The organism is Kitasatospora sp. NPDC053308 (genome assembly GCF_055585785.1).
Map to the genome: position 1 here is coordinate 605983 of NZ_JBVJJY010000002.1, position 22505 is coordinate 628487.

Sequence of the window (22505 nt, forward strand, 5' to 3'; positions counted from 1 at the left end):
CCTCGCGGGCCGAGGAGGAGGACCCAGCGGCGGCGCGCCGACCGGACGCGCGACGGCCGGGCGACGACGGGGGGACCGACTGTGCCGCCCGTCGGCGGCCGGAGCGGCGCCGGTGCGTTCGGGCTCCCCGGTCGGGTGCGTCGCGGTACCGCCTGCCGGGGACGTCGACCGGGGCCTGGCGGGCGCCTCTGGACCGCGGCCGCGGTCTGCCGGGAATTCGCCCCGGACGACCGGTTTGTGATCACGGTTCGGTGACCTTCCGGTCCTCGGGGGGCCGTTGGTCCGTTCCCGGTGTTCGAAGGGCGGTAGATTTCCCCGGCACACTTTCTTGATCACCACGGGGGATTCACCATTTCCACTCACTCTGCCGAGCTGCCCGGCACCACCGCGCCCGCGGAGACCGCGTCCACCGCCCCGCTCCAGGGGGCGCCCGGGTACGGGGAGGGGCAGCTCACCTGCGCCGTCTGCGGCTCCGTCCCGGCGGTGAACGCCACCATTCGCGGGCACCAGGGCTTCGTCGTCGTGTTGCGCTACCTCAAGCGCCGGGGCCCGTTCTGCCGCAGCTGCGGCATCGCCACCCACCGGGAGATGACCTCCGACAGCCTCTGGCAGGGCTGGTGGGGCATCCCGTCGATGATCATCAACCCGATCGTCATGCTGGTCAACGTCCCGCAGCGGTTGAAGATCAACAAGCTGTCCGAGCCGGTCCCCGGTGCCCCCGGCACGCCGATGGACACCGGCAAGCCGGTCTACCTGCGGCCCACGATCGTCGGCCTGGTGATCCCGGCGGTCCTCGTCACACTGCTCTTCGTCATGCTGAAGGACGACCCCGAGTTCGCCAAGGCGGGCGACTGCATCCACAACAGCAGCCCGCTCGCCCTGTCCGGCTTCGACGACGACCACCCGAGCGTCACGGTGGTCCGCTGCTCCGACCCGCAGGCGGACGCCCGTGTCGTCGGCCGGGCCGACGACACGACCGACGGTGAGGCGGAGTGCCGCAAGTACCCCGACGCCGACAGCTACTTCACGTACAAGCGGGGGAGCGACAAGTACCTGCTGTGCCTGACGAGCCTCAAGCCGCGTCCGAAACTGACCCTCACTCCGGCGGGCTGAGCGGGCCGACCGGGCCGGCGGCGCTGACCGGGCGGCGCGGGTGTTCGGGCGTCCGGGACGCCCGGACACCCGAACGCGGACTCAGGAGAGCAGCCCGATCCGGTACTGCATGATCCGGTAGTTCGTCGGGTCGTACCACTGGCTGACGACGATGTGGAAGTCACCGAAGGTCGAGCCGGGCACGACGAAGCCGCCGTACGGGCTGGCCACCAGGTTGCCGACCTCCTGGCCGGGGGCGCCGGGGAGGATCATGGCCTGCTCCAACGTCCTGGTCAGATCGGAGGTCGGGAGCGGGAAGACCATCGCCCGGATCGACAGCGGGTCCATGTTCAGCCACGTGAGGACGTACTTGCCGTCCATGGCGCGGAAGCAGAGCTCGCCCCACTTGCGGGTGCCGAAGACGGTGGTCGGGGCGGGGGCGTTCCAGCGCCAGCCGCCGTCGGCGTAGCCCCACGGCTCGTAGGCGGCCGGGTCGCCGAGGCTCTCCTTCCGGACCCGGTGGAGCAGCATGCCCGATTCCACCTCGCGGTTGAAGACGGTGGACAGGACGTAGCAGTACCCGTCGTCGGCGACGGCGTAGGTCTTCTGCTGGAACTGCCCGCCGTGCAGGTCGCCGGGCCACTGGCACAGGTATTCCCAGGACTGCCCGTTGTCCGTGGAGCGCCAGAAGTCGGTGTGGTGGGTGTCGTAGATGACGCCGCGCATCAGGTGCAGGTACATCACGCCGTCGACGACGAAGGCGTCGGACGGGATCGCCGTCGTGAAGCCCTCGCCGACCGGGGTGTGCGGCTCCTCGACGAGGCTGATGCCGTGGTCACCGCGGACGATGCCGTCGATGCGCAGGTTGTGGAGGTCCGCGCTGCCGGAGCGCAGGCCGACCGGGGCGTTCCACTGGCCGGTGCCGACCCGGTCGCCGTCGAAGGTGTCGCCGCAGACGAAGAGCATGCTGCCGTCGGGGCACCGGACGGGGATGCCGAGGTCGGTCCACGGCGCACCGAGCGGACCGGTCTCGACCGGCCCGCTGAGGTTCTTCAGCTTGACCGCGATCGTCGGACTGGTCGGGTCGTACGGCCCGTTGGCGACCGCGGCCGGAGTGCGGGCGCCGATGGCTCCCGCCCCGAGGGCGACCCCGAGGCCGAGCTTGAGGAGCCCGCGGCGGGACGGCCCGCCGGTCGTCGCGTCGTTCCCGCCCGTTGCGTGGGTCATGTCGTCGACGGCCTTTCCGGATCGGGGAGTTCCGGCAGCTTCCTGCGGCTGCGGACGGATCGCCACCGAGGGTACGGCGGCCCGCCGCCGTTCCCGCGCTCGGTGGACGAACTTTCACTCAAACGGCGCATGTACGGGCGGAGTTGACGGGAAGTCGGGCCCGCGGTCGGCCCGGTCGGCCCGGTCGGCCCGGTCGGCCCGGTCAGGCCTCCGGGCAGCCGTGCAGCAGCTCGGCGAAGGCCTCGGCGACGGAGTCGAAGGCGAAGATCCGCTGCGCCGAGGCGCGCTCCGGCGTGCTGATCACGTAGTGCTCGGCGCGGAAGGAGAGGTCGTCCCAGGGCTCCCAGGTGTGGGCGCGCAGCAGGATCCGGCCGCAGCGGGTGCAACCGATCCACGGCACCAGCACCAGCTTCGCCAGCTCGGGCTCCGGCCAGTCCGTCACCACCTCGACCTCGTCGCCGTCGTCGAGCAGCTGCAGCGGGGCGGGACCGCCGTCGCCCAGGCAGCGCACGAGGCCCGGGGTGAGCTGTTCGCGGACGCCCCACTGCTCGGCGAGCACGGCGATCCGCGCCCGGTCCGCCGCGGCGACCGGGATCTGGCGGGCGAGCAGGCCCTCGACCAGCATCCCGAGCCCGCTCTCCTGCTCCCCGATGTCCCAGCAGTCCTTGACGTCCTGGGCGGCGGGGGCCGGGAGGAGCTCGGCGAGGCGGTACCAGCGGGCGGTGTCGTCGTCCATGGACAAGGACCCTAACCCCCGCCGCCGACACCCCCGCGACCGGCCGGGGTGTCAGGGGCGGGCCGGTGGCCGTGGGGGCTTGCCGCAGCCGACGAAGGAGTCCGGCCGGGGGAGGGCGAGGTGGCCGGGACGGGAGCGCGAGGGCCGGGTCGGGCCTCACCGCCCCTGGCGCTCGCGCCGGTCGAGCTGTTCCCGCAGGTGCGTGGCGCGGTTGGCGGCGTAGACGCTGCCCTCGCCCGCGGCGCGCCGGTACCAGTCGAGGGCCTCCGTGAGCCGGCCGGTCTCGTGCAGCAGGTCGGCCGTCTCCCGGACCGCCCTGCGGTCCCCGGCGAGGACGCGCCGGTCCAGCCAGGCGAAGGCGTCGTCCAGGCGGCCGGCGTCCCAGAGCATCCAGACGGCTTCGCGGTGGGCGTCGCGCTGGCGGCAGTCGGCCGCCTTGGTGTACCAGGCGAGGGCGGTGTCGGTGTCCCGGGCGCGCTGGTGGATCGCGGCGATCTGCATGAAGGCCGACTCGTCGCCGAGGGCGGCCGCCTTCTTGTACCAGATCACGGCCATTTCCGGGCGGCGGGTGAGCTGGTACAGGGACGCGGCGTGGCGCATGGCGACCATGTCGTTCAGCCGGTCCGCGGCCAGCTGGTAGTAGTGCAGGGCCTCCTCGTCGTGCCCCTCCGCGCGGAGGAGGTTGGCCAGCGGACGCAGACCGCCGTCGTTGCCCGCCTCGACCGCGAGCCGGTACCAGCGCATCGCCTGTGCCGTCTCGTCGGCGGTGTGCAGGTACTCGCCCGCCTCCAGCAGCGCGGTGGTCTCGCCCGCCTCCGCGGCCTTCCGGTAGCAGCGCAGGGCGGCGTCCCGGTCGCCGGTGTTCCAGAGCAGGCTGGCCTGCTCCATCAGGGCGCTGGTGTCGCCCTGCTCGGCGCGTTCGCGCAGCCAGGCGAGGGCCTCCTCGGTGCGGCCGTTGCGGCGCAGGAGGGAGGCCGCGGACCGGATGGCCTGCCCCTGTCCCTGCCCCTGTCCCTCGCTCCGGGCGGCCCGCTGGTAGAGGGTGATGGCCTCCTCGTCCCTGCCCTTCTGCCGCAGCCAGTGGCCGGCCTCCAGGGCGGCGTTGGCGTCGTCCGTCCCGGCCTGTTCGCGGAGCCAGGAGATCGCCTCCGACAGGGAGCCGTTCTCGCTCAGCAGGGTCGCGGCGGGTTGGAACGCCTGGGTGTCGCCGGCCTCGGCCGCGGCCTGGTACCAGGTGGCGGCCTCGGTGGTCCGGCCGCTGGCTTCGAGGACCGCGGCGCCGACCACGAGGGTGTCGGTGTCGGCCTCGGCGACGGCGGTGCGGAAGGTGCTGGTCTTCCGGGGGACCGGGGCGGCCCGGTTGTTCGTCAGGTACTGCGCGACCGCGCCCCGGGCTTCGGCCTGGGCCATGGCCAACCGCAGGTCGTGGCCGGCGAGTTCCTGCAGGGCGCGGCGCTCGTCGGCGGTGAAGGTGGCCGGGACCTCGAAGGAGGCCTGGTCGAGCATCCTGCGGGCGGAGGCGAGGGCGTCGCGCACCCCGCGGTCCGGGCGCTGGAGTACGTCGGCCGTGCTCGCGACGGTGCCGATCACCAGGACCGGGGCCCGCCGGCGGTCGGACAGGACCGACCGGATCGCGTCCTGGAACTCCTGGGCGAGCTCCTCCTGCGCGGGGTCGAGGTAGCGGTCGATCCGGTCCAGCCAGACCGCGGTGGCGGGGCCCGCGGACGCCAGCGCGTGGAGCACGCCCCGGGCGTCCGAGGGATCCGCGGGGTACCACAGGCGCCAGCCCTCGGGCAGGGTCCGGACGGCCTCCCAGCAGCTGCGGGTCTTGCCGGTCTCCGCGTCGCCGCGGGCGACGACGATCCCGCTGGTGCCGTCGACCGCGCTCCGCACGGCGGCGGTGAGGAAGCGGTCGTGCCCGCGTTCGATGTACGGGGCGATCTCCGGCAGGGCGCCGGGCTCGTCCGGGACGTCGAACGTCGGGTGGACGCCGAGGGCCAGCGGGTCGGTCAGGTCGCCGATGGCGTGGCCGAACGGCGGCTCCGCCGCGGCCTGCGCCCACAGCGCGCGCACCCGCGTCGCGGCCGCCCGGGTGTCGGAACCGGCCAGGTAGGCGAGGGCGACCGCCACCGCCACCGGGTGGTCGGGATCGGTGGGCAGCCGGCCGGAGCGCAGCACCCGGTGGACGGTGTCCCGTTGGGGGAGCGCGCTGAGCGAGTCGTCCCAGCTGATGGCGGTGACGATCTCGGTCAACGAGGGGGCGCCGGCTGCCTGGTAGGAGGCGTGCAGCGTCTCCATCAGCACCCGGAGCGGGCCGGGCGGCGTCCAGGGGGCCTTCACCACGCGTTGCTTGCGGCGTCTGCGGACGGCGCCGCCGTGCTCGGGCAGGCCCGGGGCGGCGGCCGCGCCCGGGGACGGCACGGGCCGGAACGGCGGCCTCGGCGGGTGCGCGGCCGGTTGGGCGGCGGGGTCGGCCTGCTCGGGGCGGTGGGCCCGCTCGGCGCGGTCGGCCCGGTCGACGGGTTCGGCTCGCTCGATCCGCTCGGTGCGCTCGATCCGCTCGGTGCGGTCGACCCGTTCGGTCCGCTCAGACCGCTCAGACCGCTCGGGCCGTTCGAGGCGTGCGGCACGTTCGGCCCTGGCCTGGACGCGCTGCCAGGCCTGCGCCCAGAGGGCGTTCTCACGGGCCGTCGCCGGTGCGTTCGGGTACCTGGCGATCACCCGCATGAAGTCGCAGAACACCCGAAGTCCCGGCACCTTGCCGGGGCGCATCGCGTCGTTCATCGTGCTGCGGAAGAGCGGCACGCCGGCCTCCTCGGCCCGCTGCGCGAGCTCGCGGAAGGTGGGATTGCCGCACGCGGCGCGGGCGGCCCGCATGGCCTCGCCGAGGTGGTGCGGTGCGCTCAGGTCACGGGGATCCCGCCATCGGTCGACGGTTCCGTCGCGGCCCGGTTCCTCCGCGGGGCGGGCCACCGACTTCTCCCACAGCTCGCGGGCCCTGCGCCGCTTGGCGGCACCGGCTCCGCAGGCCCGGACGTAGGCCTCGACCGCCCACCACTTCTGGAGCCGCCCCGTGTCGGTGCGGGAGAGGGTCGACTCCGACGGGCCCCCGGCCTCCCGCATCTGGGTGTACGTCCTGCCGCTGTGCTCGCGGAGCTCCCGCAGGTAGTGGGCGAGCTCCGCGCCCGGTGCGCCCGGCTGCACCGCCTTCTTGGGCCGTCCGACCATCCGGGACGCTCACTCGCGCCGACGCCCGGCGTTGACGGCCTTGAGCAGCCGTCTGACCAGCTCGGAGGCGGCTCCCACGGCCAGGCCGGAGATGGTGATGATCATCTCCGTGGACAAACCGGCCAACGCCAGGATGACGATCGAAGCCAGCACGGCCAGGACCAGGACCACGACCGACGCGGGGATCACCGCACCGGCGCTCGCCTGATCACGCCGCCTGCGCGGCATGGTCATATGAATTTTCCTCTTTGTCGTTCAGCGCACAGAATTCCGGCCACCCGGGCCTCCGGCCGAGCGGGAGATTGCAGCTCCCGGGTCGGCACGGAGCCAGTGTTCAGCACGCGAAGCCGGGCCGGTGCCAGATCTGAGGGACCGCCACCAAGGAGTGAAAGAACCGCAGGTGATGGACGGGCGTTCTGCCTGGTCACGGCCGCGGGATCGATCCGAACGCCCCGGCCTCCCGGCGCTGTCCGGGTTTTCCGCCTCCTGGCCGGCGTGAACGCCTTTCTTGCAGTCCTGTCCGGCTTGCCTGAAACAATGCGGGCCGCTGGTCAGGGCGGAGGGCGAGGTCACCCGGTGTGCGACCGGCGGTCGACCCGGCACCCGCACGGCCGCTGTCCGGTGCCGCGGCATCGCACAGGGGTGGCGGGCCCGCCGCGGGTCGCAGATTGGTGGGGTCGTCCCGATCGCACAGAAGCACCCAGGGACCGCGGCCGGCTCCGATGCAGCGGACCGGCCGGCCTTCGGGGGCGCCCCGGCGCCCCCGAAGGTCCAACCCCCGCCCGTCGTCGGCGCGCGAACTCGCCTTTTTGGGGCTTGAGTTCACCCGTGGGCCGACTGGGGCCGGATCGGTGCGCCTTCCGGCGCCCCGCCCCTAGGCGTCGCTCCTCGGATGTGCTGACATATCCATGCCAAGCGAGGGCCGACGGGTACCGCACCCGCACCCGCGCCGCGCCCCGATTCCGTGCACGACCGAAGGGGAATCCCATGCTGCTCCGTGTGCTGGCCGCCGCGACCGCCGTCGGCGCCTCGCTGTCCGGCCCGTCGGCCTTCGGTGTCGACTCGCTGCCGACCCCGCCGGACCGGATCGTCATCGACGTCGCGACGGTCAACGGCTCCGGGTGTCCGGCCGGGACGGCCGCCGTGGCGGTCTCCCCGGACAACACCGCCTTCACGGTCACCTACAGCGACTACCTCGCGCAGGTCGGGGTCGGGTCCAAGCCGACCGACTTCCGGAAGAACTGCCAGCTCGACCTGCGGGTGCACGTCCCCCAGGGCTTCACCTACGCGATCGCCTCCGCCGACTACCGCGGCTTCGCCCACCTGGAGAAGGGCGCGACCGGCACCGAGCGGGCCAACTACTACTTCCAGGGCCAGGCCCAGACCGCCTACTCCTCCCACCGCTTCAACGGCCCTCAGGACGACAGCTGGCAGGCGACCGACACCGTCGACGTCGCCGCGCTGGTCTGGGCCCCCTGCGGCGAGGAGCGCAACTTCAACATCAACACCGAACTGCGGGTCACGGCCGGCACCTCGGACCCGAATCGCACCACCAGCTTCATGACCATGGACTCGACGGACGGCAACATCAACACCGTCTACCACCTCGCCTGGAAGCAATGCCCCTGACCCCTGGCCCCTGGCCCCTGACCCCTGGCCCCTGGCCCCTGACGCCCGACCCCTGACCCCTCATCCCTGGTCACCGGGCCCCGGACCGGCACGCCAAGCGCTCGCTGCTGGTCCTCACCTTCGATAGGGCCGCCGTGAAGGCCTTCGGTCCGGGCTACCCCAACCACATCCCGACCATCCTGATCGGCTCGCAGGACACCGTGAAGACCGGCTTCCAGAGCAGCGGCCGGGTCGACCACTACGGGATCCTGCACACCATCGACCGGGCCCTCGGCCGCAAGCCCTTGGCCGACAACGACCGTTACGCCGCTCCCGTGAACGACGCCTGCCGGTAACCCCCGCCGCGCGGCACCCCGTCCCGGCCCGGTGGCGCACCCCGCCGCGGGGCCGGGCGGGTGCTCGGCCGCCGGGGTGATGATTGACAAACTCAACCTTTCACCCTTAGCGTCGGATCATTGCTTCACATGGTGAAACGTCCATGTGGGCAAACGGAAACCACGCCTCAGAGACCGCGAGCTCCCCATGCACGACAGCATCCCCACAGTGGTCGCCCGGCTGCGGGCCGCATTCGACTCCGGCCGGACCAGGCCGCTCGCCTGGCGCCTGGACAAGCTGGCCGCCCTGCGCACCCTGCTCACCGAGCAGGCCGAGCTGTTCCAGCAGGCCCTGCACGCCGACCTCGGAAAGAGCGCCGCCGAGGCGGACCGCACCGAGATCGGCTTCACGATCAACGAACTCGACCACACCGTCGAGCACCTCGCGCAGTGGCTGGAGCCGAGGCCGGCCGCCGTGCCGGAGTTCTTCCGGCCCGCCGCGGCCCGGGTGGTCCGCGACCCGCTGGGCGTGGTGCTGATCATCGCTCCCTGGAACTACCCGCTCCAGCTCGCCCTGGCCCCGCTGGTCGGTGCGCTGGCCGCCGGGAACACCGCCCTCGTCAAGCCCAGCGAGCTCGCCCCCGCGACCTCCGCCGCCATCGCCGACCTGCTGCCGCGGTACCTGGGCGAGGATACCGTCGCGGTCGTCGAGGGCGCCGTCCCGGAGACCACTGAACTGCTGGAGCAGCGCTTCGACCACATCTTCTACACCGGCAACGGCGCGGTGGGGCGGATCGTCATGACCGCCGCCGCCAAGCACCTGACGCCGGTCACCCTGGAACTCGGCGGCAAGAGCCCCGTCGTGGTCGATCCCGGCGCCGACCTCGCCGTCACCGCCCGGCGGATCGCCCGCGGCAAGTTCCTCAACGCCGGCCAGACCTGCGTCGCCCCCGACTACGTCCTCGCCATCGGCGGCACCGTCGCCGCCCTGGAGTCGGAACTGGCGGAAGCCGTACGGGAGTTGTTCGGCGAGAAGCCGGCCGAGAGCGGCGACTACGGGCGGATCGTCAACGAGCGGCACTTCGACCGGCTCACCGCGCTGCTCGACAGCGGCCGCACCGTCATCGGCGGCGACCACGACCGCGGGGCGCGCTACCTCGCCCCGACCGTCCTCGCCGACGTCCCCGCGAGCGCGCCCGTGATGCAGAGCGAGATCTTCGGCCCGATCCTGCCCGTCCTCACCGTCCCCGACCTCGACGCGGCGATCGCGTTCATCAACGAGCGCGACAAGCCGCTCGCCCTGTACGCCTTCACCGAGTCCGCGGACACCAAGCGGCGCCTGACCGAGGAGACCTCCTCCGGCGCGCTCAGCTTCGGCCTGCCGGTCTCCCACCTGGCCATGCCCGAGCTGCCCTTCGGCGGCGTCGGCGAGAGCGGCATGGGCCGCTACCACGGCGAGTACTCGATCGACACCTTCAGCCACACCAAGGCCGTGGTCGACAAGCCGCTCGACTGATCCGACGCCGCGGATCCCCTCGGATCTCCTTGGGTGCCCTCGGATCCCTCTGGTTCCTCCCCACCGGTGCCGTACGGTGCCGTCCGGGTCCGTTCCGTCCGGACCCGTTCGGCGCCGTTCGGCGCCGTCCGGTCCCGTCCCGATCCTCCTGAACTCCTCCTGAACTCCTCCCGAACCCCTTCTGGAGCACGCGCCCATGACCCCGAACGAGCACGTCGCCGCGGTGTCCGCCGAAACGGACCGGTTCGTCGCCGCCGTCCGGTCCGCCGACCCGGCCACCCCGGTCCCCACCTGCCCCGGCTGGACCCTCGCCGACCTCGTCCGCCACGCGGGCAGCGTCCAGCGCTGGTTCACCGTCCTGCTGCGCCAGCGGATCCAGGAGCGGCCCACCAGCCGGGAGGTCGACCTCAAGCTCCCCGAGCGGGCCGAGGACTACCCGGCCTGGCTCTCCGAGGCCGCCGCCGAGGCCGCCGCGACCTTCGCGGACGGCGACCTCGACGACCCGATGTGGGCCTGGGGCGCCGACCAGCACGCCCGGTTCTGGGTGCGCCGGATGCTCTTCGAGACCCTCGTCCACCGCGTCGACGCCGAACTCGCACTGGGCCACGCGGCCGCGATCGACCCGGCGCTCGCGGCGGACGGCGTCGCCGAGTTCCTCACCAACCTCCCGTACGCGGCCGCCTTCGCGCCGCGGACGGCCGAACTGCGCGGCGAGCAGCGCACGATCCGCTTCACCCGCACCGACGGTGGCGGCGGCGCGGACGACAGCTGGCTGGTGCGGCTGCGCCCCGACGGCTTCGGCCTGGAGCCCGGCGACGCGCCCGCCGACGCCACCGTCACCGCCACGGCCGCCGACCTGCTGCTCCTCCTCTACGGCCGGATCGACCGCACCGCCACCGGGATCAGCACGGCCGGGGACCGGGAACTGCTGGACCACTGGTTCGCCAATTCGGCGTTCTAGGAACCGTCGTCGAGCCCCCGCCCCCGGCAGGGGGGGGCGGCGGCCGGCGGGGCCCCTCCTCCGCGCTACCCGTCACCAGGCCCGCACGGCTCCGCCCAGGGCCAGGCACCATGCGGTGCCGAACGGGAGCAGATGGCGGACCAGGACGGGGCCCCGACTCCCCGGGCCGCTCGGCGCCTCGCGCGCCCGGCGGCGTCGCTCGACTCCCCGCCCGGTCCGGTCGGCGCAGCCGCCACCGCGCCCGCCCCAGCGCGGGGAGATGGTGAGCGGCCCGGTGAGCCAGGCCTTCCGTGGGCACCGCCGGACGGGGTGGGGGCGGGGGCGGTCGTGGCGGGCGGGCACGGCTTCGGGCCGACGGCGCGCCGCGCCGTCGGACGGGCCGGGTCAGTCAGGAGTCGGGCGCGGCGGCGCTGATGTCGGCGAGGGCGGAGCCCGGGTCCCGTTCCATCGCGAGGTCGCCGAGCGAGACCACACCCACCGCGCGGCCGTCGTCGAGGACGGGCAGGCGGCGCAGGGCGTGCCGACGCATCAGGTCGACGGCGTCCCCGATGTCGTCGTCCGGGGCGACGCTGACCAGCTCGGTGCTGCAGATGTCACCGACGCGGGTGCTGTCCGGGTCCCTGCCGTCGGCCAGCACCCGGACCACCAGGTCGCGGTCGGTCACCAGCCCGTACACCCGGTCGTCCTCGCCCGCCACCAGGACGTCCCCGACGGCGGCGTCGCGCATCCAGCGGGCGGTGTCCCGCACCGAGGCCAGCCGGGGAACGGTCACCGGGCCGGGGGTCATGATGGCCCTGATCTTCTGGGTCATGGTGTCGCCTCCAGGACGGTCGCACCGGACGGGCGACGCCGCGCCCCGCGGCCCGCCGATTCCGCGCGGCTACGCCGGTCCCCGCCCGTGACACCCGATGACCGTGGTGGCCCGCGGCCGCCCGGCACGTCGCCATCGGTCCCGGCCTGTGCACCGACGCCCACGACAGGCACCTCGACAACGACGTGCTCACCCGGAGCACCGGTCGGGGTGACGGATCTCCTCCGTGGACGGAGGCGACCACGAGGCGGCCTTGGTCGAGCCGCGGTCGAGCCGCCGCCGGCCGGGTGGCCTTCGGCGCGGTCTGGCGCGGAGGGCGTGGGCCGACCGGCAGGGCCCGGTGGAAGTGGCTAGCGTCAGGGCAGGCCGCCCGAGAGGCGGGCGGCCGCATCGGACGGATCGGAGCCACCGTGGTCCCCATGACCCTGCACGAGATCGCCGCGGCTGTCGGGGGAGACCTGCACGACGTGCCCGATCCGGCGGCCGTGGTCGAGCGGCCGGGGGTCATCGACTCGCGGCTGGTGGAGCCGGGGTCGCTGTTCATCGCCCTGCCCGGCGAGCACACCGACGGCCACCGGTTCGCCGAAGCCGCCGTCGCGGCCGGCGCCACCGCCGTGCTGGCCGCCCGTCCGGTCGGGGTGCCGGCCGTCGTGGTGGCCGACGTGCAGGACGCCATGGGCGCCCTGGCCCGGGCGGTGCTCGCCCGGCTGAACGCGCCGACGGTCATCGGGCTCACCGGCTCGGCCGGCAAGACCAGCACCAAGGACCTGCTGGCCCAGGTGCTCGGCACCATGGACACCACCGTGGCCACCCCGCTGTCCTTCAACGGCGAGATCGGCCTGCCGCTGACGGTCTTCCGGGCGGACGAGACCACCCGGCTGCTGGTGTTGGAGATGGGCGCCCGCGGCAAGGGCCACATCCGGTACCTGACGAGCCTGGTGCCGCCGCGGATCGGTCTCGTGCTCAACGTCGGCACCGCGCACGTCGGCGAGTTCGGCGGCGGCAAGCAGTCCATCGCCGAGGCCAAGGGCGAACTGGTCGAGGCGCTGCCGGCCGACGGCCTGGCCGTGCTGAACGCCGACGACCCGTACGTCATGTCGATGGCCCCGCGCACCAGCGCGCCCGTCCTGACCTTCGGCGTGGAATCCGGCGACGTGCGGGCCACCGGCGTCGCACTCGACGCGGCGGGCCGTCCGTCGTTCACCCTGACCCACCGGGGCGCATCGGCTCCGGTCAAGCTCGCACTGCACGGCGCCCACCACGTCGCCAACGCGACGGCCGCCGCCGCGGTGGCGCTCGGGCTGGGGGCGACCGTGGCGCAGGCCGCCGAGGCACTGACCGCCGCCCGCGCGCTGACGCCCGGCCGCATGGACGTGACCGAGCGGGCGGACGGCGTCACCGTCATCAACGACGCCTTCAACGCGAACCCCGAGTCGATGGCCGCGGCCCTGGCGGCACTCGTCGCCATGGCGGGCGGCGGACGCCGCACGGTCGCGGTGCTGGGCGAGATGCGCGAACTGGGCGACGAGTCGACGGCCCACCACACCGACCTCGGCCGGCTCGTCGCCCGCCAGGGCATCACCGACCTCATCGCCGTCGGCGGCCGGGAAGCCGAGCTGGTCCATGCCGCGGCCGCCGAGGGCGGCGTCACCAGCACCCTGGTGCCGGACCGCGACGCCGCCCTCGACCTGCTGCTGACCTACCTCGCGCCCGGCGACGTGGTGCTGGTCAAGGGCTCCCACAGCGTCGGCCTGGAGGACACCGCGCTGCGCCTGACCAAGCCCGAAGCCAGGAGCTGACCTCCGCGCGACCGACACGGCCACCGTGGCTCCGCCCGGCACCGGCACAGCGGGACGGCCTGGCCGCCACGCCCGGCCGTCCCCGTGTGCCCGCGTGACGACGTGGTCGCCGGGCTCGACCGGCTCGGCGGCCACGGGACCCACCGGACCTACTGGACATACTGACAGCGCCTTGGAACTGGCCTCGGCGCAGCCCGGGGTGATCGTCGCCCCGCAGCGGCAGACCATCACCCGGCCGTCGCCGGTAGGCTGACCGTCCTCAGCGAGGAGGACCAGTGCACGACGAAGAGCCACTGGAACAGTGGGCGCGGCGCAGGGAACAGCGCCTTCGGCCGGTCGGCCGGCTCAAGGCCGTCATCATCGGCCACGAGGACGCAGCGGCGCATCTGCATCCGCACCTTCCCCGCCTGGTCTCCCGCTGGGACGGCTACCAGTGGATTCCGGAGACCATCGCCGACGACTACGCCGCGGCGCAGCGCATCCTCCACGGCATCGAAGGGGACGGCGTGATCCGCCCTGTTCCCCCTCCGCCCCGGAAGACCCGCGCCGGAAAGCACCGAAAGCCCTGATCCGAGCCCGGCCAACGAACCTGCGCCGGCCCGGGGACCTGCGCGCCCGCTGCCCCGGCCAGGAACCTGGGCATGACCACCCGGGAGGACCCGTGACGGCACGTACCGTCCGTCGGATATCGAAGCGCGGAGGAGGAAGCCGCTTGACCGCCGCGGCCGCTGTAGGGGAAGCGGTCCCACCAGCGCTGAGACCGAACTGCTCAGGGCACGAACGCCAGGTGAGGTGACCGCCCCGGAGGTCCGCAGCTTGATCCGCGCTCCGAGCTCCGTGGCCCCGGGCTGCGCGGGTACTACGCTGCCGCCTGCCGATCGTGAACGTCCGGTGGGCGACGGCGGAGGGTGATGCGGCAGAGGGCGGGGCCGGTCACTCGGTCGCTCCGTCGCCGTCGTGGTTGAGGACCGGGGTGCCGGACGAGCGGGGCCCGGCCAGGGGTCGGCGGTGGGTGTTCGCGGGGGTGGTGATGGCACGCCCGAAGGGGCGGCGGGTGGTCGGGAGCGGTTCCCCGGCGGGACCGGCGGGTCCCGTGCCCCGGGCGGAGGTCGGTCGGCCGATGGGGCGGACGACCTGCCGGGGAACCGCTCATGGATGTCCTCGGCCTCAGCCGACGGTCAGCCGGAAGGGCCCGGCGAGGACCGAGTAGCCGTCGTTGGCGAGGTAGTACGCGTCGTAGCCGCCCGGGCCGTTGAGCTTGCCGGTGGAGAGGGTGACGGTGCCGCTCTGGTTGGGGGTGTAGGCCCAGGTCAGCGCGGAGCGGGAGCCGGGGGTGACCCCTGCCGGGTAGACGCCGACCCAGTTCTTGGCGCTGACCTGGGCGGTGTTCGGCAGGGCGTAGCGCAGGGTGAGGTTGCCGCCGTCGGCCACCGCGTTCAGGTCGCCGGTCAGGGTCGGTCCGGTCGCGGTGGACGGGGCGAAGGCGGCGTTGAGGGGTGTCGCGTAGGTGTCGTTGCCGGTCAGCCCGGGCAGGCCGAGGGCGGCGTCGATGGTGCGGCCGACGCTGTAGTGGTCGTAGTGCAGCGGGCTGCTGGTGCCGGCCGGCACGGTGCCCTGCGAGCCGACGACGACGGTGGCGAGGTGGTTGTAGCTCTCGCTGTTGCTCTCGTCCCAGGTGAGCAGGAGCAGCGAGCGCTGCTGGGTCCACGCGGGGGAGGAGAGCACGGGAGTGAGGGTCTGCTTCAGCCAGCCGTCCTGCACCTTGAGGCTGGTGGCGTTGCCGTTGCCGGAGGCCTCGCCGTCGTAGTAGTCGTCGGCGGCGATCCAGGAGAAGTTCGGGGTGGTGGCGGCCGACTGGAGGTCGGTGGTGAGCTGGGTGGTGTCGAAGAGGTGCGCCGCGCAGCGGGCCGGGTTGCCGCTGATGTCGGTGTAGTTCATGAACGGTGCGTCGTCGGGCTCGTAGTAGCTGTCGTTGTTGTTCTTGGTGTTGCAGGGGGTGCCCATGCCCTGCTCGTAGGCCTTCCAGCTCTTGCCGGCCGCCTCGATGGTGTCGCCGAGGTTGCGCTGCGGGGAGTTGATGTCGGGGAAGTAGGTGGCGCCCTTGGCGTAGGTGTCGCCGCCCGCGATGGCGAGGTAGTTCTCGTCGCTGGGGTGGTAGACGCCGTGGGAGTCGGTGAGGGTGGCGCCCTGGCTCATCAGGCTGTGGATGAACGGGGTGTCCGCCGGGTCGTTCATGATCTGGGAGTAGTCGGTGTTCTCCATCATGACGACGAAGACGTGGTCGTAGCCGGGCACGGCCGAGGCGGGCGGGGTGAGCGGCGCGGGCGCGGCGACCGGGGTGTCGAGGGTGAGCGAGAGGTTGTCCAGGTAGCCGGTCTCGTGTGCGGTGGAGAGGAACTGGACCTCGACCTGGATGGACCGGGTGCCGGCCGGGACGGCACCGGTGGCGCTGCGGGCGAGGAACTGGGTGCCCAGGCCGCGGTCGGTGGCGGAGACGGTCGGCAGCTTCGCGGTCGCGCCGAGCGGACGGCCGCCGGCGTCCTGGAAGTGCAGGCTGACGGCGACGTAGCCGCTGTAGGCGGCCCAACCGCCCAGCCAGCCGGAGAGGTTGTAGTGCACCCCGCCGCCGTCGATGGCGGTGGCGGCCGAGGAGACGTCGACGGTCTGGGCCATCGAGCCGTCGCCGAAGTTGCCCGGCCCGAAGAAGGCCTTGCCGGGCGTGCGGCCGTCGTTCGGCAGGCCGAAGGAGTTCACCGCGTGGCACATGGTGTCGATGCCGCCGGCCTGGACGGTCCAGCCGGGGACGGTCGAGGCGGCGCTCCAGTCGGTGGTGCAGTAGCCGCCGGCCTCCGCGTCGCCGTTGACGATCAGGTTGGCGCTGCCGCCCGCCGCCTGGGCGGCGGTGGGGGCGGCGACGGTCAGCGCGCCGACCAGGGGGAGGGTGGCGAGCAGCCCGCCGACGGTGCTCCAGCGCAGTCGCATGGGGGTACCTCGTGGTGTGGTGAGGGTGGGTGCCATGGCGGTGCGCCATGGGCGGGTCATAGCTATCGGGCGGCGCTGTACGGCGGGAGAATGAAGGCCGAACTTGGTCAGACAAGTTCGGGCAGGCGGCGTGTCCCGGCGAGGGCGGACGGCGGCCGGGCAGGGGCCGCGACGCGGTCGCGCATGTATCGCCGTGGGGGTCGCAGTGGGGTCGCAGTGGGCCGAAAACCCTTGACCGGCAGGGTCGTTGGTGTGCGCTCAGGCCAGGGCCCGCCGGCCCGGCGGGTGGTGGCTCGGGCCGGTGACGCCGCCGACCAGTGCGGTGACGACGGTGTCACGGCCGAGGGCGTGCAGCACCCGGGAGACGGTCACGCCCCTGCCGCCGACGCGTCGGGCCACTGGCGGGACCCGGTTGCCGCGGTGCGGGTCCCGCCGGTCCAGGTGGGGGTGGGGTCGAGAGCGGCGTCGAGGGTGACGGTGAGGATCACGGCAGGCTTCCGGTGCTCACGGCCGGGGCAGCACGATGGAGCGGGTGAGGTGGCGCGGTCGGTCCGGGTCCAGGCCGCGGGCGGTGGCCAGGGCGACGGCGAGGCGCTGGGCGCGGACCAGGTCGGCCAGCGGGTCCAGGGTGCTCACCGACAGCACGGCTCCGGTCGGCCGGACCTGCTCCACCAGGCCGGTCGGCGGCTCGCCGAAGAACCACACGACGCTGTCGGAGCCGGTGACGCTGATCGGTCCGTGCCGGTACTCCATGGCCGGGTACGACTCCGTCCACGACCCGGAGGCTTCACGGAGTTTGAGCGCTGCCTCGTGGGCGAGGCCGACCGTCCAGCCGGTCCCGAGGAAGGTGAACTGGCGCGCCGTGTCGGCCCGTTCGGGCAGCGGGGCGAGCAGGGCGCGTTCGGCCTGCACGACCAGGTCGGCGGGGGCGAGGCCGAGGTGGCGGCGCAGCAGTGCCAGGGCGGTGGTGGCGAAGCGGGTCTGCACCACCGAGCGCTCGTCGGCGAACTCCAGATCGACGACGGTGTCGGCGGCCGTGCCGATCGGGGTGGCGAGGTCGCCGGTGAGGGCCGTCGTCGGGGTGTCGGCGGCCCGCAGGAGCGCGGCCAGCACCTCGGTCGTGGTGCCGGAGCGGCTGATGGCGACGACCCGGTCGTAGTCCCGGGCGGCCGGGAACTCGGAGGCCGGGAAGGCGTCGGTCTCGCCGGCGCCGGCCCCCTCGCGCAGCGCCGCGTAGGCCTGTGCGATGTACAGCGAGGTGCCGCAGCCGAGCACGGCGACCCGCTCGCCGTGCTCGGGCAGCCCGGCGGGCTCCAGCTCCAGTGCCTTGCGCCAGCACTCCGGCTGGCTGGCGATCTCCTGCTCGACATGGCTCATCGGGCTCATCGGGTTCTCCTCGACGGGGCTGACGGTGGCAGGCGGCGCAGGGGTGGAGTGGCCCATACTGAGAAAAACGGGTGCACGAAACTGAGCTATTGATAGCCCAACGAATCATGCCTGAGCAAGAGGGGGCGGTCGCCCGAGCACTGCCGCCGACGGCGACTGAAGGCGACTGAAGGCGGCTGAGGGCCGACCGAGGGCGGACTGAAGACGGGTCAAGGCGGACCGAAGGCTCACTGACGAAGGCTGAGGGGTCGTCAATCATCCACGTGGTCCCGGCAGCCCACTGCAACGCTTCGATAACGCGGCTGGCCCGCCGTGACAGCGAGGATGCACACTCTGGGGGCAAAGTTGCTCAGTATTGAGCAGATTCCCGCAGAGTGACGCACCTCCGTGCAAACACGCACGCCCCCACCCGGGCCGTCGCGGCCGGCCCTCGCAGCAAAGGCGGTATCAGAGATGAAGCGGCGTCTTCTCGCCCTGTTGGCGGCCACCCTGGCCGGAACGCTCGCGCTGTCGGGGTGCGGCAAGGGCTCGAACTCCGGCGGGACCTCCGCCGACGGCGTCACGACGATCAGGTTCGTCGCCGCGGACTACGGCTCGAACGGGCAGAACCCGAGCCAGGCGTACTGGCAGGGGGTGATCTCCGCCTTCGAGCAGCAGAACCCGACGATCAAGGTCGACCTCCAGGTCATCAACTGGAACGACATCGACACCCAGGTCAAGACCATGGTGCAGAACGGCCGGCAGCCGGACATCCTGCAGACCGGCGGCTACGCCGACTTCGCCAAGAACGGCCAGCTCTACCCGGCCCGGGACGTCCTCTCCGACGCCACCCTGAGCGACCTCATCCCCGCCATCGCTCACGCCGGCGAGCAGGACGGCACCCCGTACGGCATCCCGTTCATCTCCAGCGCCCGGATGTTCCTGATCAACAACGTCCTGTTCAGGAAGGCCGGCCTGGATCCGGCCGCTCCGCCCAGGACCTGGGCGGACGTCACGGCCGCCGCCACTGCGCTGAAGAACGCCGGGGTGGAGATCCCGCTCGGCGTCCCGCTGGGCAAGGAGGAGGCCCAGGGCGAGTCCTTCATCTGGATGCTGGAGAACCACGGCGGCTACCAGGACGCCAAGGGCGCGTACGCCATCAACTCGCAGGCCAACGTCGAGACCTTCACCCAGCTGAAGAGCTGGGTGGACGCCGGGCTCACCGAGCAGAGCCCGGCCGCCGTCAACCGCACCGAGCTGGCCAAGGACTTCGCCTCCGGCAAGGTCGGCATGCTCAACGGCATCCCCACCCAGCTGAACGACGTCAAGAGCATGGACGTCACCTGGACCGCGATGCCCAGCAAGGACGGTGCCACCAAGGCCACCCTCGGCGTCGCCGACTGGATGATGGCGTTCAAGAAGGGCGGTCACAAGGAGCAGATCAAGGCCTTCCTGGACTTCGCGTACCGCAAGGAGAACACGGTGGCCTTCGACAAGGAGTACAGCCTGCTCCCGGTCACCCAGTCCGCGCTCACCGCACTCCAGGCCGACCCGGACGAGAAGGCCCTGGCACCGTTCCTGGCGGCGCTGCCCAGCGCGACCTTCTACCCGCTCAGCGACCCGACCTGGCCGGCCGTCTCCGCCCAGGTCAAGACCCAGATCGGCACCGCCGTCAGCGACCCGGGGAAGGCCCTCGACGCCCTGCAGCAGGCCGCCCGGCAGGCCGCCGAGTGACCCGGGCCCGCCCCCGGTGGCAACGGCTCGGCCCGCTGCCCTGGATCGCGCCCGCCGTCCTGCTGATCCTGGGCGTGGTGGTGTGGCCGGTGATCGAGATGGTCGGCACCTCGCTGCGCCGGATCGACACCACCGGCACCGACCACGGTCCGGCCGGACTGGTCAAGTACCACAAGCTGTTCAGCGACCCCAGGCTGCCCGCGGTGCTCGGCTGGACCGTCGTCTGGACGCTCGCCGTGGTCGGGCTGACCATGCTGGTCTCGCTGGCGCTGGCCCAGCTGTTCCACCAGAACTTCCCGGGACGCAGGATCACCCGCTGGGCACTGATCGCACCCTGGGCCGCGTCCGTGCTGATGACGGCGATCGGCTTCCGCTGGATGCTCGACCAGGTCGCCGGCGTGCTCAACCGGCTGCTGCTCGACCTCGGCCTGATCGACCACGCCCGGGCCTGGCTCGGCGACGCCGGCCACGCCAGGCCCTGGCTGGTCCTCGTCGCGGTGTTCGTCTCACTGCCGTTCACCACCTACACCCTGCTCGCCGGCCTGCAGACCGTCCCCGCCGAGGTCTACGAGGCCGCCCGGGTCGACGGCGCGTCCCCCTGGCAGACCTACCGCAAGGTCACCCTGCCGCTGCTGCGCCCGGCGTTCCTGGTGGCCCTGGTGGTCAACCTGATCAACGTCTTCAACTCCTTCCCGGTGATCTGGGGCATGACCCAGGGCGGCCCCAACGCCGACACCGCCACCACCACCGTGTTCATGTACATGCTGCGCGGCTACGACGTCGCCGAGTCCGCCGCCATGTCCGTCGTCAACTTCGCCGTCGTCATCGTCATGGTGCTGCTCTTCCTCAAGGTCAGCCGCTGGAACGAGGAGGAGAACAGATGACCGCCCAGCACCGGACGCCGATGCCCCGTCGGCCGCGCGGACGGACCGTCCTGGTCACCGCCACCGCCTGGGGGCTCGCCGCGCTCTTCCTGCTCCCGTACCTGGAGATGCTGATCACCGCCGGACGCCCGGCGGACCAGCTGCGCGACTCCTCCTACCTGCCGACGCGCTTCGACTGGTCCTCCTTCACCACGGTGTGGACCGACACCACCCTCGGGCAGAACCTCCAGGTCACCCTGCTCGTCGCGGCCGGCTCCACCCTGCTGGTCCTGCTGGTCGCGCTGCCCGCCGCGTACCACACCGCGCGGGTGCGCTTCCGCGGCCGCAAGGCCTTCCTGCTGCTGGTGCTCGTCACCCAGATGTTCCAGCCCACCGCCCTCCAGGTCGGCCTCTACCGCGAGTTCTCCACACTCGACCTGCTGGACACGGTCCTCGTCCTGGTGCTCGCCAACGCCGCGTTCAACCTGGCCTTCGCGATCTGGATCCTCAGCGCCTACATCGGCTCCATCCCGGTCGAGTTGGAGGAGGCCGCGCAGATCGACGGCACCGGCCGGATCGGCGCGCTGTTCCGCGTCACCCTGCCGCTCGCCCTGCCGGGCGTGGTCACCGCGGTGATCTTCACCTTCATCGCCGCCTGGAACGAGTTCATCATGGGCCTGACCCTGACGGACTCCCCCGACCGTCAGCCGTTGACCGTCGGCATCAACAACATGATCGGCGCCTACAACGTCCAGTGGAACCACGTCTTCGCGGCCTCGCTGGTGGCGATCGTGCCGGTCGTGGTCCTCTTCGCGCTGATCGAACGGCACGTGGTCTCCGGGCTCACCGCCGGGTCGGTCAAGTAGGGCGGGGCTCCGCGCAGTTCTCGACCCAGCCGCAGCCCTGCCCGGCCCTGCCCGGCTCCGGCCGGGTCAGGCCCGCAGGACGTTCACTCCGGCGGCGGCGATGTCCTGTTCCTGAGCCTCCGTCAACTCGCTGTCGGTGACCAGGTCGTGGATGTCCGTGAGCGGACAGATCCGGGCGAAGGTGACCCGGCCGACCTTGGTGCTGTCCGCGAGCACCACGGCGCGCGCGGTGCTGCGGAGGAAGGCCTTGTCGGTGCTGGCCTCCATCTCGTCGTGCGTGGTGCAGCCCTCGCTCGCGGTCAGGCCGTCCACGCCGATGAAGGCGATGTCCAGGTGGTACTGCGAGAGCATCCGCTCCGCCGCCGGGCCGACCAGTTCGTAGCTCGTGGTCCGGGCGATGCCGCCGATCACGACCAGCCGGACGTCCGGGCGGACGATCAGGTCGGCCGCGATGTTGACGGCGTTGGTCACGATGGTGATCCCGCTGCGCTCGGCCAGCAGCCGTGCCAACTCACTGGTCGTCGTGCCGCCGGTGAGGCCCACCACGGCGCCGTCCGGCACCAACCGGTCGGCGGCGAGGGCGATCCGCCGCTTCTCGGCCTGCCGCTTCCCGTGCTTGTGCCGCAGCGGCAGTTCGAGGTTGACGGCTCCGGTGACGGCGCCGCCGCGGGTGCGGAGCAGCAGCCCTTGGTCGTTGAGTTCCTGCAGGTCGCGCCGGACGGTGGCCGAGGACACCTGCAGCAGTTCGACGAGCTCGTGCACATCGGCGCTGCCCGACTCGGTGACGTGCGCCAGGATCCGGGCGGCGCGATCAGCTTTGAGCATGACCGCAGTGTAGCCGTCGACGGCTCGACGATGGTCATCACCAGCCTGGGGATTCCCCGGAGGCCCGACCTGGCCGAGAATCAAGCCTGCGCGAAACTGATTCGAGAGTCATGTACCGATCAACTGTGAGCAGGTGGTGGCATGTCCTTCTCCCGTGTCGTCCTGGCCGGGGCCCGGTTGGTGGTGCCCGGCGGGGTGCTGGAGACCGGCCGGATCGTGGTCGAGGGCGACCGCATCGCGGCCGTCGCGAGCGGGGCGGCCGAGCCCGGCGACCTCGACCTCACCGGCCACACCGTCGTCCCCGGCTTCGTGGACCTGCACGTCCACGGCGGCGGCGGCGCCTCCTACGCCTCCGGCATCGCCGAGGAGGCCCTGCTGGCCGCCCGCACCCACCTCGAACACGGCACCACCACCACCGTCGCCTCCACCGTCACCGGCGAGATCGACGACCTCACCCGCCAGGCCGCCGTCCTGTCCGAACTCGTCGAGGACGGCGTGCTGGCCGGCATCCACTTCGAGGGCCCGTTCATCTCCCCGGGCCGCTGCGGCGCCCACCG

At 72.7% G+C, this 22505-nt stretch carries 20 protein-coding genes; 11 read left to right on the forward strand and 9 right to left on the reverse strand.

Going from position 1 to position 22505, the window contains the following annotated elements; genetic code table 11:
- Window positions 1-359 precede the first annotated feature (359 nt).
- On the reverse strand, window positions 360-497 hold the full coding sequence (locus ACZ6Y7_RS07995) for a hypothetical protein (RefSeq protein WP_465756979.1): 138 nt from the start codon (window positions 495-497) through the stop codon (window positions 360-362).
- Here ACZ6Y7_RS07995 and ACZ6Y7_RS08000 point away from each other — a divergent pair.
- The gene (locus tag ACZ6Y7_RS08000) at window positions 484-1113 is read left to right on the forward strand and encodes an LppU/SCO3897 family protein (protein WP_465756980.1); all 630 of its coding nucleotides are present in this window, start codon (window positions 484-486) and stop codon (window positions 1111-1113) included. The two genes, ACZ6Y7_RS07995 and ACZ6Y7_RS08000, sit on opposite strands and share 14 nt — an antisense overlap.
- 81 nt (window positions 1114-1194) lie before the next feature.
- Here the strand turns inward: ACZ6Y7_RS08000 and ACZ6Y7_RS08005 are convergent, their stop codons facing one another.
- The 4 genes from ACZ6Y7_RS08005 to ACZ6Y7_RS08020 form a co-directional block, all read right to left on the reverse strand.
- On the reverse strand, window positions 1195-2319 hold the full coding sequence (locus tag ACZ6Y7_RS08005; protein WP_465756981.1) for a DUF4185 domain-containing protein: 1125 nt from the start codon (window positions 2317-2319) through the stop codon (window positions 1195-1197).
- A gap of 202 nt (window positions 2320-2521) precedes the next feature.
- Window positions 2522-3055: a hypothetical protein gene (locus ACZ6Y7_RS08010; protein ID WP_465756982.1), complete on the reverse strand. Its 534-nt coding sequence runs from the start codon at window positions 3053-3055 to the stop codon at window positions 2522-2524.
- A gap of 156 nt (window positions 3056-3211) precedes the next feature.
- Window positions 3212-6283: a helix-turn-helix domain-containing protein gene (locus ACZ6Y7_RS08015; protein ID WP_465756983.1), complete on the reverse strand. Its 3072-nt coding sequence runs from the start codon at window positions 6281-6283 to the stop codon at window positions 3212-3214.
- A 9-nt stretch (window positions 6284-6292) separates the two neighbouring features.
- Entirely contained in the window at window positions 6293-6517 is a 225-nt protein-coding gene (locus ACZ6Y7_RS08020) for a hypothetical protein (protein ID WP_465756984.1), read from the reverse strand.
- A 753-nt stretch (window positions 6518-7270) separates the two neighbouring features.
- On the opposite strand from ACZ6Y7_RS08020, the gene ACZ6Y7_RS08025 reads away from it, so the two are divergent.
- The 4 genes from ACZ6Y7_RS08025 to ACZ6Y7_RS08040 all read left to right on the forward strand — a co-directional run bounded on the left by ACZ6Y7_RS08025 (window position 7271) and on the right by ACZ6Y7_RS08040 (window position 10703).
- Complete coding sequence (locus ACZ6Y7_RS08025; protein WP_465756985.1) at window positions 7271-7912, forward strand: DUF4360 domain-containing protein; 642 nt, start codon at window positions 7271-7273, stop codon at window positions 7910-7912.
- A 134-nt stretch (window positions 7913-8046) separates the two neighbouring features.
- Entirely contained in the window at window positions 8047-8247 is a 201-nt protein-coding gene (locus ACZ6Y7_RS08030; protein ID WP_465756986.1) for a hypothetical protein, read from the forward strand.
- A gap of 187 nt (window positions 8248-8434) precedes the next feature.
- Window positions 8435-9742 carry an aldehyde dehydrogenase family protein gene (locus tag ACZ6Y7_RS08035; RefSeq protein WP_465756987.1) on the forward strand — a complete coding sequence of 436 codons (1308 nt, stop codon included), beginning with the start codon at window positions 8435-8437 and terminating at the stop codon, window positions 9740-9742.
- A gap of 196 nt (window positions 9743-9938) precedes the next feature.
- A complete protein-coding gene (locus tag ACZ6Y7_RS08040) occupies window positions 9939-10703 on the forward strand; it encodes a maleylpyruvate isomerase family mycothiol-dependent enzyme (protein ID WP_465756988.1) in 765 nt (254 codons plus the stop codon).
- A gap of 388 nt (window positions 10704-11091) precedes the next feature.
- Here the strand turns inward: ACZ6Y7_RS08040 and ACZ6Y7_RS08045 are convergent, their stop codons facing one another.
- Window positions 11092-11514, reverse strand: coding sequence for a CBS domain-containing protein (locus ACZ6Y7_RS08045; protein ID WP_465756989.1), 423 nt, complete (start codon window positions 11512-11514; stop codon window positions 11092-11094).
- Between the two features lie 410 nt (window positions 11515-11924).
- On the opposite strand from ACZ6Y7_RS08045, the gene ACZ6Y7_RS08050 reads away from it, so the two are divergent.
- Both ACZ6Y7_RS08050 and ACZ6Y7_RS08055 read left to right on the forward strand, forming a co-directional pair.
- Window positions 11925-13313, forward strand: coding sequence for a UDP-N-acetylmuramoyl-tripeptide--D-alanyl-D-alanine ligase (locus ACZ6Y7_RS08050; RefSeq protein ID WP_465756990.1), 1389 nt, complete (start codon window positions 11925-11927; stop codon window positions 13311-13313).
- A 275-nt stretch (window positions 13314-13588) separates the two neighbouring features.
- Window positions 13589-13882, forward strand: coding sequence for a DUF6087 family protein (locus ACZ6Y7_RS08055; protein WP_465756991.1), 294 nt, complete (start codon window positions 13589-13591; stop codon window positions 13880-13882).
- A 598-nt stretch (window positions 13883-14480) separates the two neighbouring features.
- Here the strand turns inward: ACZ6Y7_RS08055 and ACZ6Y7_RS08060 are convergent.
- On the reverse strand, window positions 14481-16295 hold the full coding sequence (locus ACZ6Y7_RS08060; RefSeq protein ID WP_465756992.1) for an alkaline phosphatase family protein: 1815 nt from the start codon (window positions 16293-16295) through the stop codon (window positions 14481-14483).
- Between the two features lie 504 nt (window positions 16296-16799).
- Window positions 16800-17672: an SIS domain-containing protein gene (locus ACZ6Y7_RS08065; RefSeq protein ID WP_465757016.1), complete on the reverse strand. Its 873-nt coding sequence runs from the start codon at window positions 17670-17672 to the stop codon at window positions 16800-16802.
- Window positions 17673-18134: 462 nt separating this feature from the next.
- On the opposite strand from ACZ6Y7_RS08065, the gene ACZ6Y7_RS08070 reads away from it, so the two are divergent.
- The 3 genes from ACZ6Y7_RS08070 to ACZ6Y7_RS08080 are packed head-to-tail and all read left to right on the forward strand — an operon-like array spanning window position 18135 to window position 21123.
- Window positions 18135-19394 (forward strand): extracellular solute-binding protein, encoded by a 1260-nt coding sequence (locus tag ACZ6Y7_RS08070; RefSeq protein ID WP_465756993.1) that lies wholly within the window; start codon window positions 18135-18137, stop codon window positions 19392-19394.
- Window positions 19391-20278: a carbohydrate ABC transporter permease gene (locus ACZ6Y7_RS08075; RefSeq protein WP_465756994.1), complete on the forward strand. Its 888-nt coding sequence runs from the start codon at window positions 19391-19393 to the stop codon at window positions 20276-20278. Before ACZ6Y7_RS08070 ends, ACZ6Y7_RS08075 begins: the two co-directional genes overlap by 4 nt.
- A complete protein-coding gene (locus ACZ6Y7_RS08080; protein ID WP_465756995.1) occupies window positions 20275-21123 on the forward strand; it encodes a carbohydrate ABC transporter permease in 849 nt (282 codons plus the stop codon). The genes ACZ6Y7_RS08075 and ACZ6Y7_RS08080 overlap by 4 nt, the downstream gene beginning before the upstream one ends.
- A 66-nt stretch (window positions 21124-21189) precedes the next feature.
- On the opposite strand, the gene ACZ6Y7_RS08085 is transcribed toward ACZ6Y7_RS08080, so the two are convergent.
- The gene (locus ACZ6Y7_RS08085) at window positions 21190-21948 is read right to left on the reverse strand and encodes a DeoR/GlpR family DNA-binding transcription regulator (RefSeq protein WP_465756996.1); all 759 of its coding nucleotides are present in this window, start codon (window positions 21946-21948) and stop codon (window positions 21190-21192) included.
- 141 nt (window positions 21949-22089) lie between these two features.
- On the opposite strand from ACZ6Y7_RS08085, the gene ACZ6Y7_RS08090 reads away from it, so the two are divergent.
- Window positions 22090-22505: amidohydrolase family protein (locus ACZ6Y7_RS08090; RefSeq protein ID WP_465756997.1), on the forward strand; the 416-nt coding region annotated here is incomplete at its 3' end.